We start from the raw sequence: 17110 nt of genomic DNA on the forward strand, positions 1-17110 counted from the left end.
TTGTTTCCTTTTTCCGGGCCGAATCAAGTTTGCGCGGTGGAGTGGACGATTGTTCGGCCAGACTCCTCTTTTTGTTTGAAACGGTAATGACTGGGACTCATGCCTGTGTATTTTTTGAACCATTTGCTAAAGTATTTGGCGTCAGGCAGACCGACGCGTTCCGCCACTTCCTGGATCGACATCGTTGTCTCGCCAAGCATGCCTTGCGCGATTCTCACGCGACGCTTGTCGAGAAACTCCCCGAAGCTCTCGCCCACGCCTTTTTTAAACAACACGCTAAAGTGGCTGCGGCTCAGCCCGACCTGTGAAGCGACCTCGCTTACCGTCAGCGGCGTGTCCAGCCGATCGAGCGCATAGTGAACGGCCTGGCGAATCGGCTCCTGCCACGCATCCTGCATCACGCCGAATTTTTTCGCCCATTCCGTCTTCTTGTACAGCGTGCGCACCGTCAGCAGCCACTGCTCGCGCCCGCTAAAAGGACCCGCTGTTTCCCAGCTTGTCACGGTTCCAGCCAGCTTCCATTCCACCAGCAGCGACTCCACCTGCCTGCACGAATCAGCGGGACAAAACAGGAAGCGGTGATCTCCACACGGAATCCACTCCCAGGTCGTATCCAGCTCCCGTGACAACATTACCCGCTCCTGCTCTTCCCGATACTCGCCCATGCCTGCCAGCAACCATACACGCGTGGCATCGTTCATCCAGCCCCACTGCGCTTCCAGCATGGCAGCCAAGCTTTGCTCAAAGCCGCGATTCAAGCCCGTCAGCCATGTTCCAAATTCGAGCCTCCACTCCTTTTGCCGTTCGCGAGGTTGAGGCGGTTGCTTTTTCTCCCCTGTCAGCTCAGCTCTCATCCTTTGCAGCAGGGAATCCCACTCATCATCCTGAAACTCAGTTTTGAGCAAATAGCCAGACACACCGAGAGAGATTCCCTGCTGGGCGAAAGTAAAGTCGCGGTGGCAGCTCAGCAAGAGCACTTTCGTCTGCGGCGCCTGTTCCTTGACCCGCCTGCACAGCTCCAGACCATCCATTTCCGGCATGACGATATCGGTAATCACAAGCTCAGGTTGAATCTGCATAAAAGCTTCCCAGCCCTTGCGCCCATTCGGGGCATCCGCGACTACCTCCATACCGTAACGACTCCACGGCACCATCGCCTTCAGACCTTTTCGCACCAGCACCTCATCATCCACAATCATTACCTTGATGCTCATCAGGCACTTCCTCCCTTTTCGGCCATGTGATCTGAATCGTGGTTCCTGCTCCTCTGACTGACGAGATGTTCAACCCGTATTCCTTGCCAAAATGAAGCTTGAATTTCTGATCCACATTGAACACGCCAAGACCCCGCTTGCTGGAGCGTTTCAGTTCCGGGTCCAAGAGCTGGGCAAGCCGCTGCGGCTCGATTCCCGCGCCATCGTCGCGCAACAGCAGCGTCACGATGCCTGCTTCTTCCTGAACCGCAATCCGGATGACTCCCTCTCCGTCTTCAAAAGCGTGGAAAAAAATATTTTCCAAGAGCGGTTGGAGCGTCATCCGCGGAATCAAATAACGGCTGCACGCCTCCACGCCGTCCTGCTCAAACGAAAAGACAGGCCCGTAGCGAAACTGTTGAATCTCCAAAAAATGCCCGGCTGTCTTCAGTTCCTTTTCCAGCGGCACCAGCTCCTGCGAGATGTCGAGGTTGCCTTCCAGCACTTTGATCAGGTGGTAGAGCATGCTGCCGATTTCATTCGCTCCGGAGAGCCTTGCCTTCCACTGGATGGAGTTGAGCGTATTAAACAACAGATGTGGGTTAATCTGGTAGTGGACGGCGCGCAGCTCCGCCTCTTTTTTCAATTGCTCGGTTTTGCTCACCTCAGCGACCAGCGTCTGGATTTTCCTGACCATCTGATTGAAGCTCACGCCGAGCCTGCCCAGCTCGTCTTCCGTATCGACTGTCGCTCGCGTTTGCAGCTCGCCCGTGCCGACCAGCCGCATCGTTTCTTCCAGCCTGCGAATTTTTCCGGTGATTCGTCGGGAAAACAAATAGGCGAGCATGACTGCCAGCGCTGCCGACAAGACGAGGGCAGCCACGAAAAAAGAGCCAATCACATCGGCAGAACGATTCATCTGCTCGTAAGGCAAGCGCACCTGCATCATCCAGTTGTTCGATTCCAGCGGCTTGTTCCAGACGATGTCGTCTTTTTGTTCGGTAAAACGGCCCGCTGTCTGGTAAATCAGGCGGCCGTTTTCATCGGTGATCGTTACGTACGCCTTCATGTCGTCTTCCAGCTTCTGAAACAGCTGAAACAGCTTCCCGGCTTTCATTTCAATCAAAATCCGGCTGTCCTTGAGCACGCCGTAACCGCTGAGAACAGGCACGACCAGTCCCAGCACCTTTTCGCTATGGCGAAATTCGGTTTGTTCAAACCCGACGTAATGCCGAGGGGTGTAAAAACCGATCCAGCTCTCTCCTGTGAGCTTCGCGGGCAACGCCTTCCACCATTGTTCGCGCTGCAAGTCTTGTCCGTTGATCACATTTTTCCCGAAAAAATACCCCGAGGGCGTCACGATGAAGATGCCTTTCGTATCCTGCGTGCTGTACGCCCCCAAGAAACGTTCAAAGTTTTTTTGCTCCAGAAAGCCCGCGTATGTTTTCGGCTGCTCCTCGCGCATGACGATCAGCGTGGGGTCGGACAAGTACGTGTTGATGTCGTAGGCGATGTAGCGCATTTGACTCAGGTAGTTGTCGATCTGGATTTGCAGCTGTGTCGCAATGTACTCCCCGGATGTGCCAAACTGCTCCCGCACGACCATCGACGACTTCCAGTAAGCCATGCTGCCGAGAATAAACAGCGGGATGATGGCGGCGATGAGCATACAAGCGAGCAGCTTGGCGTGGATACTTCTGCGCGGAACGAGCAACCATGATTTCATGTGACAGAACCACCACCATTATTCGATTAGTTGCACTATTCAATCTTTAATTAAATTGTACAACGTTTTTCAGGTGGCTAATAGGTGTGCTTTAGTCACTTATTTGCTGTTTGCTCAACTGGATTTCCGAAATGGCGTCTTTGAAAAAGGGAGCGAGGCGTAGCTGGAAGCGGAATGCTTCTGGACGCAACGCATGTTGTTCCGATTGCTTGGGACCGCAGCTGTTGCTTCCCAGACCGTTTTGCCGATAATCCAGATGCAGCGTCACATAGTCCCTTTTCACCAAGTCGGTCACATGTTTGGCCTGCTCCAGATCGTCTGTATCGTAGCGAAGGGCGCTGAAATCCATCGTCGGCTGGCCGCTCGCGAACAAACCTATCCCGCGCTGATCAGTGATCGACATCCATCTCGTGTCCGTGCGGTTTCCGTTTTCCTGCGGGAACACATACGGCGTGTACAGCTCATCGACACTGGCGTGGTATACGCCGACGCGATTCGCTTCCTTGCTGTCGCTGTACGACTCCCCTGGGCCGAGGCCGTACCAGGATACGCGCTCCAAATCTTTGGCAATCAACAGCTTCAAGCCGATTCGCGGCAACATGGCTGGCGGCGTGCCGTGCGGTGTTCCCTGCACCTCAACATGCACTTCGCCGTTTCCGAATACCGTGTACGTGTATCGGCAGGCAAATGCCCAGGCGTAGACAGGCGGGCCAATCCGCACATCGCAAACAATGACGGCGCGATCATCGCGTTCCTGCTGCAAAGCGACCGAGTCGACCCGTGTCTGCAAACGGTCCAGAAACGCCTTGCGCCAGTCTTCTACCACGTACATGTCATTGTCGATCGGCGCCCGCCAAAACGTCAGCCGCGGCCCCGCAACAAGCAATTCCTTGCCCGCAAACACCCAGCTTTTGGGCACGCCGTCTGCTTTGTCAAAAACAAACCGGAAGTCGCCGCCTGCAAGTGTGATTTCTCGCTTCGTTTCTGCCGCTTCCAGATGTCCAGGCGAGATTTTCCGGGAAAGCGCTGCTGCTGGCTGCGGCGCGGGCACTGGCAAAGCGAATTGTGCCCAGGCAAGCTCATGCCCGGCGTGCGCCCATGCCTCATCTTGGGCAAGCACAAATGATACGGTAAGCCAATAATCGGTTTGTTCTGCTGCAAACTCCGGCACTTTATACGGGATCACGACGTCTGCACGGCTTCCTGCTTTTACGTCAGGCAGACCCATCGTTCCGCTTTGCAAAACATGTCCATCTGCGGTGATGCTCCAAACCATCCGCACGTGATCGAGCGTGCAAAAATCGTAGCGATTGTGCAGAGTGACGACGCCTTCTTTCAAGTCGACTGCGACTGCCGTAATCGGCTCGATCACTTTTTTATATTCGAGCAAACCAGGCGACGGGGTGCGGTCAGGACGGATCAAACCGTCGATGACAAAGTTGCCGTTCGTCGGGTAGTCGCCAAAATCTCCCCCGTAGGCAAAATACTCCCGTCCATCTTCCGTCCATTGACGCAGACCGTGGTCAATCCACTCCCAGACAAAGCCGCCTTGCAGGCGTTGATACTTGTCAAAGACGTCGGCGTAATCGCGCAAGCCGCCAGGACCGTTGCCCATCGCGTGAGCGTACTCGCACATGATATGCGGCTTTTGCAATTGCTCGTTTTCTCCATGCTGCATCATTTTTTCGACGGAAGAGTACATCGTGCTGAACACATCGCATACTTCCGCTTCCCGATCTTCCTCGTAATGAATGAGTCTGGTCGGATCGGCTTGTCGGCACCACGCCGCCATCGCGCGGAAATTGCAGCCGAAGCCGGATTCGTTGCCGAGCGACCACATGATGATCGACGGATGGTTTTTGTCCCGCTCGACCATGCGTTCCATCCGCTCGACATAGGCGTTCTCCCACTCGGGATCGTCGCTGAGCTGACTGATGTTCCCGGTCAACTGGAAGCCATGCGTCTCCAAATCCGTTTCATCCATGACGTACAGACCGTATTGATCGCACAAGTCGTAAAAGCGCGGATCGTTCGGGTAATGCGCGGTGCGAACGGCATTGATGTTGTGGCGCTTCATCGTCAGCACGTCCTCGCGCATCGTTTCAAAAGGAACGGCGCGCCCGAGATCGGGGTGGTGATCGTGCCGATTGACGCCGTTCAGACGAATGGGCACGCCATTGACGAAAAAGTTGTTCCCTTTTACCTCAATCGAACGGAAGCCGACGCGAATCGGGATGACCTCCACCGTTCCGCTCGCCTCCTGCCCAAGCTCCAGCAGCAAGTGGTACAAATTCGGCTCCTCCGCCGACCATTTTTTCGGCCCTGACACGGGCAACCGCAGATCGAGGAGCGTTTCCTGGCCTGCTTCAACCGTACCGCCAATCCGCTGCACTTCCGCCGCCACAGGCTGCCGGAACTGATCGAGCAATTTGGCTGTCACGCTTACCCCGCCAAGTCGCTCCGCCCCGCTGTTTTCCACATGTACGCGCACACGCAGGATGCCATCCTGATACTTGTCGTCCAGCTCGGTTACGACCGCCACATCCCTGACGTGCAGCTTGGGCCGGGCAATCAGCGACACGTCGCGGAAAATGCCGCTCAAATACCACATGTCCTGGTCTTCGAGATACGTTCCATCCGACCATTGATACACCTGAACCGCGAGACGATTTTTCCCGGTACGCAGCAATTCCGTCACATCGAACTCGGACGGCAGGCGGCTTCCCTGGCTGTAGCCAACCTCTGCGCCGTTCAGCCAAACGTGAAAAGCGCTGTCCACCCCTTCAAACCGCAAAATGACCTGATGCTGTTCCCATTCCGGCGAAACGGTAAACTCGCGCAAATAGCAGCCAGTCGGATTATCGGAAGGCACATGCGGCGGATCGACGGGAAACGGGTAGTACAAGTCGGTGTAGTGCGGCTTCCCATGGCCTTGCAGCTGCCAATGACCCGGAACCTGGATTCGCCCCCACTCCGCAGCGTCATAGTCGTCGGCAAAAAAGTCATCCGGGGCACTCAGCGGCGATGTCGCATAGGCGAATTGCCACTGCCCATTCAACAGCTGAAACCACGGGGTCGCGCCCCTGTCGTAAGTCAATGCTTGCGTCGCCTCCGGGTACGATAAAAAGTAAGCCCGAGCCGACAAGCGGTTCCTTTGCAGCAGCTGATGGTTTGCCCAGTCATTCAGTTGTTTCATCTGCGTCCACTCCTTTATCCTCGTAACGATTCGCAAGTGCCTTGTTTCCGCTGCATCGCTTGCAGCGCCAACGCTCCCGCACCCAACATTCCTGCATCTGCCCCAAGCTGCGCCAAAACAACCTTGGCTTGCTGTCCCACGACATCCATGGCATAGCGCGCTACGCTTTTTTGCACAGGCGCAAGCAGCAGTTCCCCGGCACGGCAAACGCCTCCGCCTACCACCACAAGCTGCGGGTTGAACACATTGATCAGGACAGACAGCGCCCAGCCGATGACGTCGCACGCTTTTTCCCATACCTCGATCGCCAGCCGATCCTCCTGCGCAACCGCTTTTGCCACGTGTTCCGCTGTCAGGCGCTCCAGCTCACCGCCGCACAAGGCATGCATGACCGACGACAGTTCCGCGTTTGGCGCTCCTTCCGCCAGCGCCCGAGCAAGTCGCTCGCGGGCCAACCTCGCGATTCCCGTAGCAGAAGCGACCGTCTCGGCACAGCCGATCTTGCCGCAATTGCAGGCAGCGGTCAGCCCGGGAACATGGACATGCCCAATCTCTCCCGCAAACCCGCTGCTGCCAGTAACGAGCCGTCCTTCGTTCACGATCCCCGCTCCCACGCCTGTGCCGAGTGGTACAAAGACGAGGTGAGACGCGTTCCGTCCCGCTCCGAATACGGCTTCCCCAAGCGTAGCCGTGCGCAAGTCGTTGTCAAAAAACAGCGGCAAGTCGACCAGCCTGGCGAGCGGCGTACGAATGTCCGCCTGATGGAGCTGAAAATTGGGCGAATGTACCGATATGCCGCGCTCGGCGTCGAACGGACCGGGAAAGCCGATGCCTACCGCTTCGACGCTCCCTTTTGCTTGCTTCCGCAATTCATCAATGAGCCCAGCCATTCGTTCAATCAGGATGGGCAAATTGTTGTACACCCGCGTCTCCTTTTCTCCCCGAACCAAAATCCGCCCTGCCTCGTCCATAACCGCGCCTTTCATGGTGGTGCCGCCGACATCCAGCCCGATTACATGACGCATGACACTCCCTCCTCTCCTTTACCCAACCTGCTCCACATGCATCGGCCTGTTCATCATGCTCTGAACGGCCTCGGCCGTCACCACGCCTGCCCCAAACGAGCTTGTATTCGCAGCAGCGCAAGCCATGCCCAACCGGATTGCGTCCGGCCATGCCAGCTCGCGCATGCGCCCGGTCAGCACTCCGGCAAGCAGCGAATCGCCGCACCCTACCGTGTTGTTCACTTCTGCTTCGGCCAACGGGACAGCCGAGATGCGCCATGTCTGGTCTTGATCGCCGAACCAGGCTCCTTCCTGTCCCAGCGAGAGCAGCACCCGCTTGGCGCCACGACTGCACAGCTCGCGAACGGCTCGATACCGGGCGTCGTCGCTGTCCAGCGAGTAGCCGAGAATCGCCTCCGCTTCGGGCTGATTCGGCTTGATCAACTCAGGCTTTGCCCCGATCCCTTCTGCCAGCGCCGCACCGCTCGTATCGAGAACACATTTGGCTCCCGAGGAAGCCAGCCCTTTTATGAGTACGGCGTACGTGTTCACCAGAAGTCCGCGCGGCAAGCTCCCGGAAAAAACCACATACGTCGCTTGCTGGGCCAAGCGCGTCAACCTCGCTTGCAGCAAAGCCAGCTCATCCGCTCCAACCGCTGGCCCCGGTTCCAATACTTCCGTCACCGTTTTTGCCTGCTCGTCGAGAAAAGTCAGGCACAGCCTCGACTCTCCCTGCACCTCGACGAACGAGGTGGCTATCCCTTCGCGGTTGCATCCTTCGGCGATGAACCTCCCGTTATGCCCCGCCACAAACCCGCTCGTCACTACCTTTTGGCCCAGCGTATTCGCGACCCGCGCTACATTGATGCCTTTTCCCCCCGGCAAACTCCATACTTCCTGAGTGCGATGCAGTTCCCCCGCGCGAAAATGAGCGAGGCGGTACGTTTTGTCGATCGCCGCATTCAGCGTCACTGTGACGAGCATGGCTATTTCACCTGCACGGTCACGAGCGGCTGCCCCATTTTTTGTTTAAACAAATTGATGACCTCCACAGGGGTAGGGTCAACACCTCTAATCAAGGCAGCATACAAGGAGACAAAGTCAGCCAAATAGACGATGGAAAACAACCGGGCCAAACGTGACTCGCCGCGCGAATGCACAACCCGCACCGCCCCTGCGCGCTCTCGCAAAATATCCGCGCTAATCTCTACCCGCTTCACCGTCTTTTCGCTGTCCTCGCAATCTCGAATCAGTGTAAAATGAAAGCCTTTCAAAAGAGCCGCAGGAGAATCCCAGCCGACCGCCTCGTCGTGATGCAAGCTCGGAATGGCGTTCCAAAAAGCCATCAGCTTGCTGTTTTCCCCCAACTGATTTTTCCAGCGCCAGGCCGGAGCATCAAAATAAGGCAGCGTTCCGTACACAACAGGCACCAGCCCATCCAGCTCCACCGCGATTTGCTTCGCTTCGTTTTGCTCGATCGGCGAATCTGGCCCGTATTCCTGCTTCCAGGTCCGAAACAGGGCAATCGTCTCCTCTACCTCGGCGCGCTTGTCGGAAACAAGCTGCAGCTTGGTCAGGATGGCGAGGATCGGCAAAAAGATATAGCCAAGCACGATCCGCGGCATCATTCCGCCCGGCACAAGCAAGTATGCATGCCCATTTTCCCGCGCCATGTCGAGCACCGTTCCGCCTGCGGTGATGACAGCTACTTGCGCGCTTTTGGCAATCGCTGCCTCATATCCGCTAACCACTTCCTCGGTGTTGCCGGAGTGGCTGACGACGATCACAAGCGTGCGCTCGTTGACAAAAGCCGGGATCGTGTAGCCTTGATTCAGTTGCAGCGGGACTTGCAGCTCGTCAAACAAATACGATTTGATCAGGTTGACGCTCGCAGCCGAGCCGCCGCCCGTGCCCAGTACCAAAATATTTTCAATCGGAGCAGAAATGTTTGATACATCAAAATCATCAGATAATTTCAGGCCTGCCTGGAACTGCTCCTCATACGCTTCTGTGTCCTGCAACGCCCGAATCGTATCCAGCTCTCGCAAAACCTTCACATCATCCAGATTGATACGCATGCCAATCGTCCCTTTCCTCGCTATCGCTTGTTTTGGCTTACCCTTACCTGACCAACGCTTTTCCCGTGCAACCGCACATCTCCATCTTGGCGAGCGCCACTTCCTTCACGGCTTGCTTGGCCCGCTTCATGTAGGTGCGCGGATCGTTTTCTGCTGGGTGCTCCTCGAACGTTGCTTTAATCGCATTGGAAAAGGCGATGCGCAGCTCTGTCGCCACATTCATTTTCGCCATCCCCAGCGCGACAGCCCGTTTGACTTGCGCTTCAGGAATCCCGGAGCCGCCATGCAACACTAGCGGTGCCGGGACGCGCCGGGCAATTTCCTCCAGGCGGACAAAATCAATGCGCGGCTCCCCTTTGTAGATTCCGTGAGCCGTCCCAATCGCTGGTGCGAGCGTATCGACTTTTGTCAGCTCCATAAAACGCTCGCATTCGAGCGGGTCAGCCAGAGAAGCGTCTGCGTCATCCACGACCAGATCGTCCTCGACCCCGCCGACCTTGCCAAGCTCCGCTTCCACATTGACTCCAAAAGCCCTGGCCAATGTCACCACCCGCTGCGTCCGCTCCACGTTTTCCGCAAAAAGGTGCATGGAGGCATCAATCATGACCGATGTATACCCGGCCTTGATGCACCGGGCGATCAGCTCCTCCTCCTGACAGTGGTCGAGATGCAAGGCAATCGGCACCCGAGCGCGCTCAGCCGCCACCCGGGCCATCGCTGCCACATACTCCGGTCCCAGATGCCGCACCGTTCCAACCGTCGTCTGCAAAATCAGCGGCGCGTTCGCTTCCTCTGCCGCCTCCACTACCGCTTGCAGCATTTCCAGCGTGTGAACGTTGAACGCCCCGACGCAATACCCTTCCGCCCGCGCTTCCCCAAGCATTTGTGTCGATGATACTAACGCCATAACGATTCCCCCATTCCCTTGCTCAGCTTCATCTCGATACCCCTTGCGGACTGGCCAGCTCCAGGTTGATGCCAAGCTCTACGTACCTTTCCACAAAAGGGCGTGCGGCTGCATCCGTAATGATCCGGTCCACGTCAGACACTCCAGCAAATTTGGCTAAATGCGTTTCGCCAAACTTGCTGGAGTCGACCAGCACGTACACTTTTCTCGCCCGCTCCATCATTACTTGGTTGATCTGCGCTTCGGCCAGGTTCAATGTGGTCAGTCCATGCTCCGGATGGATGCCATCGGCTCCGATGAAGCATTTGAAGACAGACAGATTGCGCAAGTTTTCTGCGGCAACAGAGCCAACGAGCGCAAACGACTTGTGCCGCATCTCCCCGCCGATCAAAATGACGTGATGTTTTCCCTGGCTGTTCAGCTCCATCGCGATATTGACCGCGTTGGTGACTACCGTCAGATCGTTCATCCCGCGCAGCAGCTTGGCCAGCTCCATCGTCGTCGTTCCGGCGCCAATCATGATCGTGTCGCCAGGCTGGATGTGGGATAGCGCCTGGTGGGCAATCGCCAGCTTCTCTTCGCTGCGCTCCGCGAGCTTTTCGGTAAAACTGCGTTCCACAGGGAGAAAGTCAGTGATCGTCGCCCCTCCGTGTATGCGCGTCAACAGCCCGTCGTTTTCCAGCTTGATCAAATCTTTGCGAATCGTCACTTCCGATACATCGAGAGCCTGACTGAGTTCGCTGACTGTCACGCTTTGCTCCGCTCTCAATTGCTCGAGTATTTTGCTGTGCCGTTCAGCTGCCAGCATGATGCTTCACTTCCTTACTACAGCGATTATTTTGTCTTTCGTTTTATTTTGTATACTTTCGTTTTATTTCATTTAGATCATATCACCCGAGAAAAAAGAATGTCAAACCGTATTCAGAAAATTTCACATAATCATTTTGCGCAGAGGCAAACATGCCAAAAGGACACCTCCGCATGGAATCGAAAGTGTCCTTGTGTTTTTGTCTTCCCCAAGCCCTTCACTCCGCAAATCGGTTCAGCTTCGCTTCTGCGCCCACTATTGCGCTTGCGACACGCTGATCGCAGCCCTGCGGCCCTGTTTTTCTGAAAAAGAGCGCACGCAAAAATTGCTTGTTGTTCACCTGGGCGATGCGTTGGCTGCGGCTCCGCGGCCAGTTGCCACACTCAGCCAGACTGTTTATCCAATCGGCAATCCTCTCAATCGGCAGCAACTCTTTTCCAAGCATCGTATGGACAATCGTCGCCATCCGCTCGTCCTCTTCCTCGCAAAAAATATGCGCGCCGTTGTGCAGCATCCCGGCAATGGCGTCCAACACCTCCAACTGCAACGCCTCATCGCTCTCCGGGCACTGAATCAGCTCGTCCAACGCATCCGCTCCGTGAGCCGCGCTGTGCGCCCAGCCGCCCTCGGGAACATAGCCGCGCAAATCTTGCTCCTCCCTGTAATACCGCAGCAACGCCCGTTTGACATGCTCAAAAACGTCCTGATCGAGAAAAGGCTGCTTCCGATGCTGTCCCAAAATCAAAGCGATCGGCAGGACAGAAAAAGTTCGCGTAAACACGCTGTCATCCCCGGCGCTGCCAATCTGATAAAACAAATGCTGCTCATCCGTCAACACGAGCAGCAAACGGCGCAGCTCGCCCTCTGTGAACTTGTTTTCGCGATGAATCCAGGCGTAAAACGTCGGATAGATCGATTCATCCCGCAACTGTGGATCGGGGTCGCCGATGTATTGCAGCATCAGCTCCACGAAGTCCCCCGGCTTTTCACCTGCGCCAAGCTGATATTGATTCGCTGCGATTCTCTCCATATCCCGGACAAATTGCTGCTTGATTTCGCTCATTTTTCGCACCTCATTCACGATTATCGTAATTTCTTCCGCCACAAGATCAGGGTCGTCATGATGAATTTCGTGTCCGCTATCCTTGGCTACCTTGATCCGGCTCGCCGTCGACAGTCTTTGAAAATCGGCTTGCAACTGCTGTTCAATCTGCAAGACTTCCTCGTGGGGCCAATCATTTTGTGCGTAATCTGGCCGACCAAAATATAGGGCGGCTTTACGGGGGTCTGCGCTATCAGCTCGCAAAGCTCCTCCACCAAGTCAGCACAGGTCCGGGGAACTTTGGCGGCCGCCTCGCTTTTGCCGATGCCCGCCCTGTCATGGGAAAAGGTCGATGCCATCTGCGCGATCCGGGCTTGCACCTTATCCCACGTCTCGCAGCTATCTCCCAAACCCGCTATGAAAATAACCGCAGGAGCGTCTTGTCGCAACGAGTAGCGACAGTAAAACATGCGCCCCTGATGCCGCAGCCATGTTGCTGTGCAGGAAAGCGAGTTTGTCATGCCTGATCACATCCGTTTCACCAGCCATTGTCTTCACACCCCCACTATAAAACAAAATGACTGACACCAGTCTGTCAGCCATTGTAGGAAAGCAGCAGTTCCCGAACGTATTCTTTTAATTCTTCCCGCAGGAAGTGAGGTTCGACAATCTCGCAGTCCTTGCCAAAGCCCAGAATGAACTTCAGCAGCCCTTCCTCATACGGGAACGACTTCACTACGATGTACTGACTGTCCGTTCCTTTAGTAATACTCTCTTTGGAAAAATACTCGGTGAGCTGTTCACCAATCCGGCTGGAAAACCGCAATGTCACCGTAACCCCGCGTTCCTGATAGCTCGCTTCGATCGTTTTTGCGATCTCTTCTCGGGAAGCCGCTCTTTTTGCAAAAACTTCCCCGATGGTCAGGTTCCTCATCCTCACGAGCTTGAACCTTCTGTACTGATTGCGAACCCGGCAAAAGGCAACGAGAAACCAGTGCCCGGACGTAAACGCGATCTGCACAGGCTCTGCCACTCGGCACGCAGCATCCATGTTTCTGTTGATGTATTCGAAGTGAAGCAGCCTGTTTTCTGTGATCGCCCGATTCATGAGCAGCAGGTACTCTCTCAGCTCCTCTTCCATGCTGAAATGGGACATGTCCACGCTCCACTTGTCTGCGGCGCCACTGTCCCTTTTCCATGTATGCCCGAGCTTGAGCAGCACATCGTTAAACGCCTCATTTTTGCCGAACAGAAAATCAAGATCGTTCACTACTGCCAGAAACAGATTGGCTTCTTCTTTGTTCAGAAACAGATTGTCTACCTGATAATGTTCCATCAAGTAGTACCCTCCGCCCCGTCCTCCAAGCGAAGCAATGGGAATGCCTGCTTCCCCTATTTTTTCGATATCCCGATAAATCGTTCGCAAGGAAACCTCAAAATGGTCGGCAAGCTCTTTTCCGGTGACCATCCCTTTTTGCGATAAAATGAGCAGCATGGATAACAATCGGTTTACTCGCACTCGCTTACTTCTCCAAAATAAAATCAGACATGACAACCTTCTCCCATTGTATCCCTTTCGGATTCACATTGGTATAAAGCGTGACCGAATCGGCGTTTTCGATGACGGCTTTCAGTTGAAAATTCATTTCTTTTTGCTGCAAATATTCATCGTGAAGCTGCTGGTAGTGGGGATCGCCCTTTTCTTTTGCCTCCTTGATGTAGGCGACGGTGTCCGGGTCTTTGTCAAAATTTTTGTACATCACTTTGTAGCCAAAAGTAGCTTCCACCTTTCCTGCCACATTCGACTCCTGATAATCAGACAACTCGAAACCGAGCAATTCGTAATGCGCGGAGAAAGCCTTTTTCGATTCTTCCTTCATATAGTTGAAGATTTGATTATACTCGGGAGAATTTTGTGCTTCCTCCACTTGGGACGTGCCTTTGCCTTCCGATATGGTTACTGGACTCTGATTGGCGGCTTGTTCCGGGCCGCAACCTGGCAAGCCCGCCACGACGACCAACGCAAAGCAGACGATGAGCGCTTTTTTCACTGGAAACTCACCCTTATGGACAGATTGGAATTTGCTTACAAGTTATACGATTCATCTGCCATTTATGTCTCTCCCTTTTTCGCTCGAAAAAACATTTGGACGAAAAAAAAAGAACAAGACAGCCTGTTGCCTGATGCAACGACTGCCTTGCGCTCTTCCCGAATGTACTCACTGAGTCGCTTCCCACTTCGCAACCTCTTCGCGTACGCGCGGTGCGACTTCGCTGCCCAGGAGCCGAATTGCCTGCATAACCTGGTCGTGCGGCATCGTGCCCACAGGTACGTGCAGCATGAAGCGGGTAACCCCGACCTGTTTGCGCAGGTGAATGATTTTCGCTGCCACCGTCTCCGGGTCGCCGACATACAGCGCGCCTTCAAAGCTTCTCGCCGCGTCAAAGCTCGATCGGTCGTAATGCCCCCAGCCGCGCTCCCGTCCGAGTACGTTCATCACTTGCTGGGTTGGCGGGAAAAATTTGTCCGCTGCCGCTTCCGTGTTCCAATCGACAAAACCGTGTGAATGGGAAGCCACGCTCAGCTTTCGCGGGTCGTGGCCTGCCTGGATCGCTGCTCGCTTGTACAACTCGACTAACGGCGCAAACTGCACCGGACGCCCGCCGATAATCGCGAGAACGAGCGGAAGTCCCAACAGTCCTGCCCGGATCACCGACTGCGTATTCCCGCCACTGCCAATCCAGACGGGCAACGGGTCCTGCACAGGCCGCGGATAAATGCCGAGATTTTGAATGGCCGCGCGATGCTTGCCTCGCCAGGTCACCTTTTCCGACGAGCGGATTTTCAGCAGCAGCTCCAGCTTTTCTTCGAACAATTCGTCGTAATCGTTCAGGTCATAACCGAACAACGGAAAAGACTCGATAAAAGAACCTCGACCCGCCATGATCTCTGCACGCCCGTTGGAAATCGCGTCGAGTGTAGCAAAATCCTGAAAAACCCGCACCGGATCAGCAGAAGACAACACGGTAACTGCGCTAGTCAACCGTATCCGTTTGGTCTGTGGCGCAGCAGCCGCAAGCACCATCGCAGGTGAAGACGCCGCAAAATCTTCGCGATGATGCTCGCCCACGCCGAATACATCCAGTCCTACCTGATCGGCCAAAATAATTTCCTCGACGACTTCCCGCAATCGTTGCGCATGGCTGATGACCTCACCTGTCTGTGCATCAGGAGTCGTCTCTACAAACGTGCTAATGCCAATCTCCACCACAAAGCCCTCCCTCTTCTTCTCGCTCCGAATAATATCTTTATTTTAAGAATCTCTATCTTAAATTTCAAGCCTGCAACTGCATTCCCTCCATCAGCCTTCCACTTTTCCGCTTTTCGAATGCGTATCGTACATATCGCGTCTGAATAAAAAAAGGGACATCGTCGCTGATGTCCCTTTCTGCTGCATATTTATTTTCGCTCGCCGCTCTTTGCTTGCTCATCCAGCGGAACGGCTTTGTTAATGCCAAAAGCGTAGAAGCTAAGTGTCACGATCCCCAGGAACACGATCCCGGCAATCAGCGAGATGCGCGTGTCATCGTTGATCCACATTCCGACCAGCACCATCAGCAAAAAGGCGATGGTAATGTAGTTCGTCAGTGGAGCAAGCGGCATCTTGAACGGATGGTTGCCCAGTTCAGCCGCTTTTTGTTTGCGGAATCTGATTTGACTGATCAAAATCACAAACCAAGGAATCATCCCTGGAAGCACGCTCGCGCTGTACACGTACACAAACAGATTTTCCGGCGCGATATAGCTCAGGATGACGCCGACACCCAAGCCGACGAGAACACCGATCGTTCCCAAAAGCGGCACACCGTTATGGGACAGCTTGGTGAAAATTTTCGGCGCCTGTCCATTGACACCGAGTGTATACAGCATGCGGCCTGCACTGTAAATCCCGCTATTACAGCCAGACATCGCTGCGGTGATGACTACGAAGTTAATCAGTCCCGCTGCTGCGGTAATGCCGATCTTGGCAAACGTCGCTACGAACGGACTGCCGATCGACTGCAATTGATCCCACGGGTAAACGGTTACAATTACAAAAATCGCACCGATGTAGAAAATCAGAATCCGCCAAATGATGCTCTGGATCGCGCTGGTCAACGTCTTCTTCGGATCTTTTGCCTCACCAGCCGTAATCCCGATCAACTCAACCCCTTGATAAGCCCCGATCACTAATGACAAAGCGAAGAAAAAGCCTGTCCAGCCGCCGGTAAAGAAACCGCCATTTTCCCACAGATTGGATAAGCCAATCGCATGACCGCCGTTGCCGATTCCGAAGAAAATCAGGCCAAGTCCGGCAATAATCATCAACACAATCGTAACGATCTTGATCATGGCAAACCAGAACTCAAACTCACCAAACGATTTAACGGAGAACAAGTTCGCTGCGCCCAAAATCACCATGGCAATAATCCCGGGAATCCAGGCTGGCAAATCAGGGAACCAATACTTCATATACGCCCCGACCGCGATAATCTCCGACATCCCGACGACTACCCACTGAAACCAGTTGCTCCAGGCCGTCAAATAACCAGCTAACGGATGAATGTACTTATGCCCGAAAGTTGCGAATGAGCCAGTGCTTGGCTCCACATACAGCATTTCTCCCATGGCGCGCATGATAAAAAATATAAAAATTCCTACAATTGCATAAGCAAGCATTACGGATGGACCTGTCCATTTGATCGTGCTTGCAGAGCCCATGAATAGCCCTACACCAATCGTGCCGCCCAAAGCGATCATCTGAATGTGACGAGCTTCCAGACCCCTTTTCAATTCTTTGTTTTCCACTTCGGTTCTTCTTCCTCTCTGCCTTGGCTAGCGTATGCTCAGAAAACTGTGGAACATGGGCAAACCATCCACTTCATGTGAGCTCTTGTAAAGCATTCCTAATAGTTGGTCAGATTATTCTTCTCCCTATTAATGCTTTACTTCAGCAACACTTGTTTATTGTAATACGTTTTTTTGATAATAACAATTATATTCCCTGGAAAAATAGCTGGTAAATCAATATATTCGAATTATATAAAATTAAAAAATATATGATAGATAAAATAAATTCTTTTGCACAAAAAGAAAACACCTTATGCAGGTGTCT

Annotated in this window: 13 protein-coding genes; all 13 read right to left on the reverse strand. The window is 54.2% G+C overall.

Going from position 1 to position 17110, the window contains the following annotated elements; all coding sequences use genetic code 11:
- Nucleotides 1-23: 23 nt before the first annotated feature.
- The 13 genes from NST23_RS27890 to NST23_RS27950 all read right to left on the reverse strand — a co-directional run bounded on the left by NST23_RS27890 (nucleotide 24) and on the right by NST23_RS27950 (nucleotide 16803).
- Nucleotides 24-1214: a response regulator gene (locus tag NST23_RS27890; RefSeq protein ID WP_122962304.1), complete on the reverse strand. Its 1191-nt coding sequence runs from the start codon at nucleotides 1212-1214 to the stop codon at nucleotides 24-26.
- Nucleotides 1186-2919, reverse strand: coding sequence for a cache domain-containing sensor histidine kinase (locus NST23_RS27895; RefSeq protein ID WP_217022004.1), 1734 nt, complete (start codon nucleotides 2917-2919; stop codon nucleotides 1186-1188). Before NST23_RS27895 ends, NST23_RS27890 begins: the two co-directional genes overlap by 29 nt.
- Before the next feature lie 91 nt (nucleotides 2920-3010).
- Nucleotides 3011-6115 (reverse strand): beta-galactosidase subunit alpha, encoded by a 3105-nt coding sequence (ebgA, locus tag NST23_RS27900; protein WP_340965099.1) that lies wholly within the window; start codon nucleotides 6113-6115, stop codon nucleotides 3011-3013.
- Nucleotides 6116-6129: 14 nt separating this feature from the next.
- Complete coding sequence (locus NST23_RS27905; RefSeq protein ID WP_309538530.1) at nucleotides 6130-7140, reverse strand: ROK family protein; 1011 nt, start codon at nucleotides 7138-7140, stop codon at nucleotides 6130-6132.
- Nucleotides 7141-7158: 18 nt separating this feature from the next.
- A complete protein-coding gene (locus NST23_RS27910) occupies nucleotides 7159-8103 on the reverse strand; it encodes a 1-phosphofructokinase family hexose kinase (protein ID WP_340965102.1) in 945 nt (314 codons plus the stop codon).
- A 2-nt stretch (nucleotides 8104-8105) separates the two neighbouring features.
- Nucleotides 8106-9197, reverse strand: a complete 1092-nt coding sequence (locus tag NST23_RS27915) for a bifunctional phosphoglucose/phosphomannose isomerase (RefSeq protein ID WP_287102676.1) — start codon at nucleotides 9195-9197, stop codon at nucleotides 8106-8108.
- Between the two features lie 43 nt (nucleotides 9198-9240).
- Nucleotides 9241-10104 carry a class II fructose-bisphosphate aldolase gene (locus NST23_RS27920; RefSeq protein ID WP_242773521.1) on the reverse strand — a complete coding sequence of 288 codons (864 nt, stop codon included), beginning with the start codon at nucleotides 10102-10104 and terminating at the stop codon, nucleotides 9241-9243.
- A 28-nt stretch (nucleotides 10105-10132) separates the two neighbouring features.
- Nucleotides 10133-10912, reverse strand: a complete 780-nt coding sequence (locus NST23_RS27925; protein WP_340965107.1) for a DeoR/GlpR family DNA-binding transcription regulator — start codon at nucleotides 10910-10912, stop codon at nucleotides 10133-10135.
- A 217-nt stretch (nucleotides 10913-11129) separates the two neighbouring features.
- Complete coding sequence (locus tag NST23_RS27930; RefSeq protein WP_340965222.1) at nucleotides 11130-11975, reverse strand: DUF2785 domain-containing protein; 846 nt, start codon at nucleotides 11973-11975, stop codon at nucleotides 11130-11132.
- Nucleotides 11976-12549: 574 nt separating this feature from the next.
- Entirely contained in the window at nucleotides 12550-13473 is a 924-nt protein-coding gene (locus tag NST23_RS27935) for a helix-turn-helix transcriptional regulator (protein ID WP_340965110.1), read from the reverse strand.
- A 4-nt stretch (nucleotides 13474-13477) separates the two neighbouring features.
- Nucleotides 13478-14005, reverse strand: a complete 528-nt coding sequence (locus NST23_RS27940) for a hypothetical protein (protein ID WP_217021999.1) — start codon at nucleotides 14003-14005, stop codon at nucleotides 13478-13480.
- Nucleotides 14006-14173: 168 nt separating this feature from the next.
- Complete coding sequence (locus tag NST23_RS27945) at nucleotides 14174-15223, reverse strand: LLM class flavin-dependent oxidoreductase (RefSeq protein WP_340965113.1); 1050 nt, start codon at nucleotides 15221-15223, stop codon at nucleotides 14174-14176.
- A gap of 191 nt (nucleotides 15224-15414) precedes the next feature.
- Nucleotides 15415-16803, reverse strand: coding sequence for an amino acid permease (locus NST23_RS27950; protein WP_217021997.1), 1389 nt, complete (start codon nucleotides 16801-16803; stop codon nucleotides 15415-15417).
- Nucleotides 16804-17110 lie beyond the last annotated feature (307 nt).

The sequence above is a fragment of the Brevibacillus sp. FSL K6-0770 genome, from assembly GCF_038000275.1.
Lineage (GTDB): Bacteria > Bacillota > Bacilli > Brevibacillales > Brevibacillaceae > Brevibacillus > Brevibacillus parabrevis.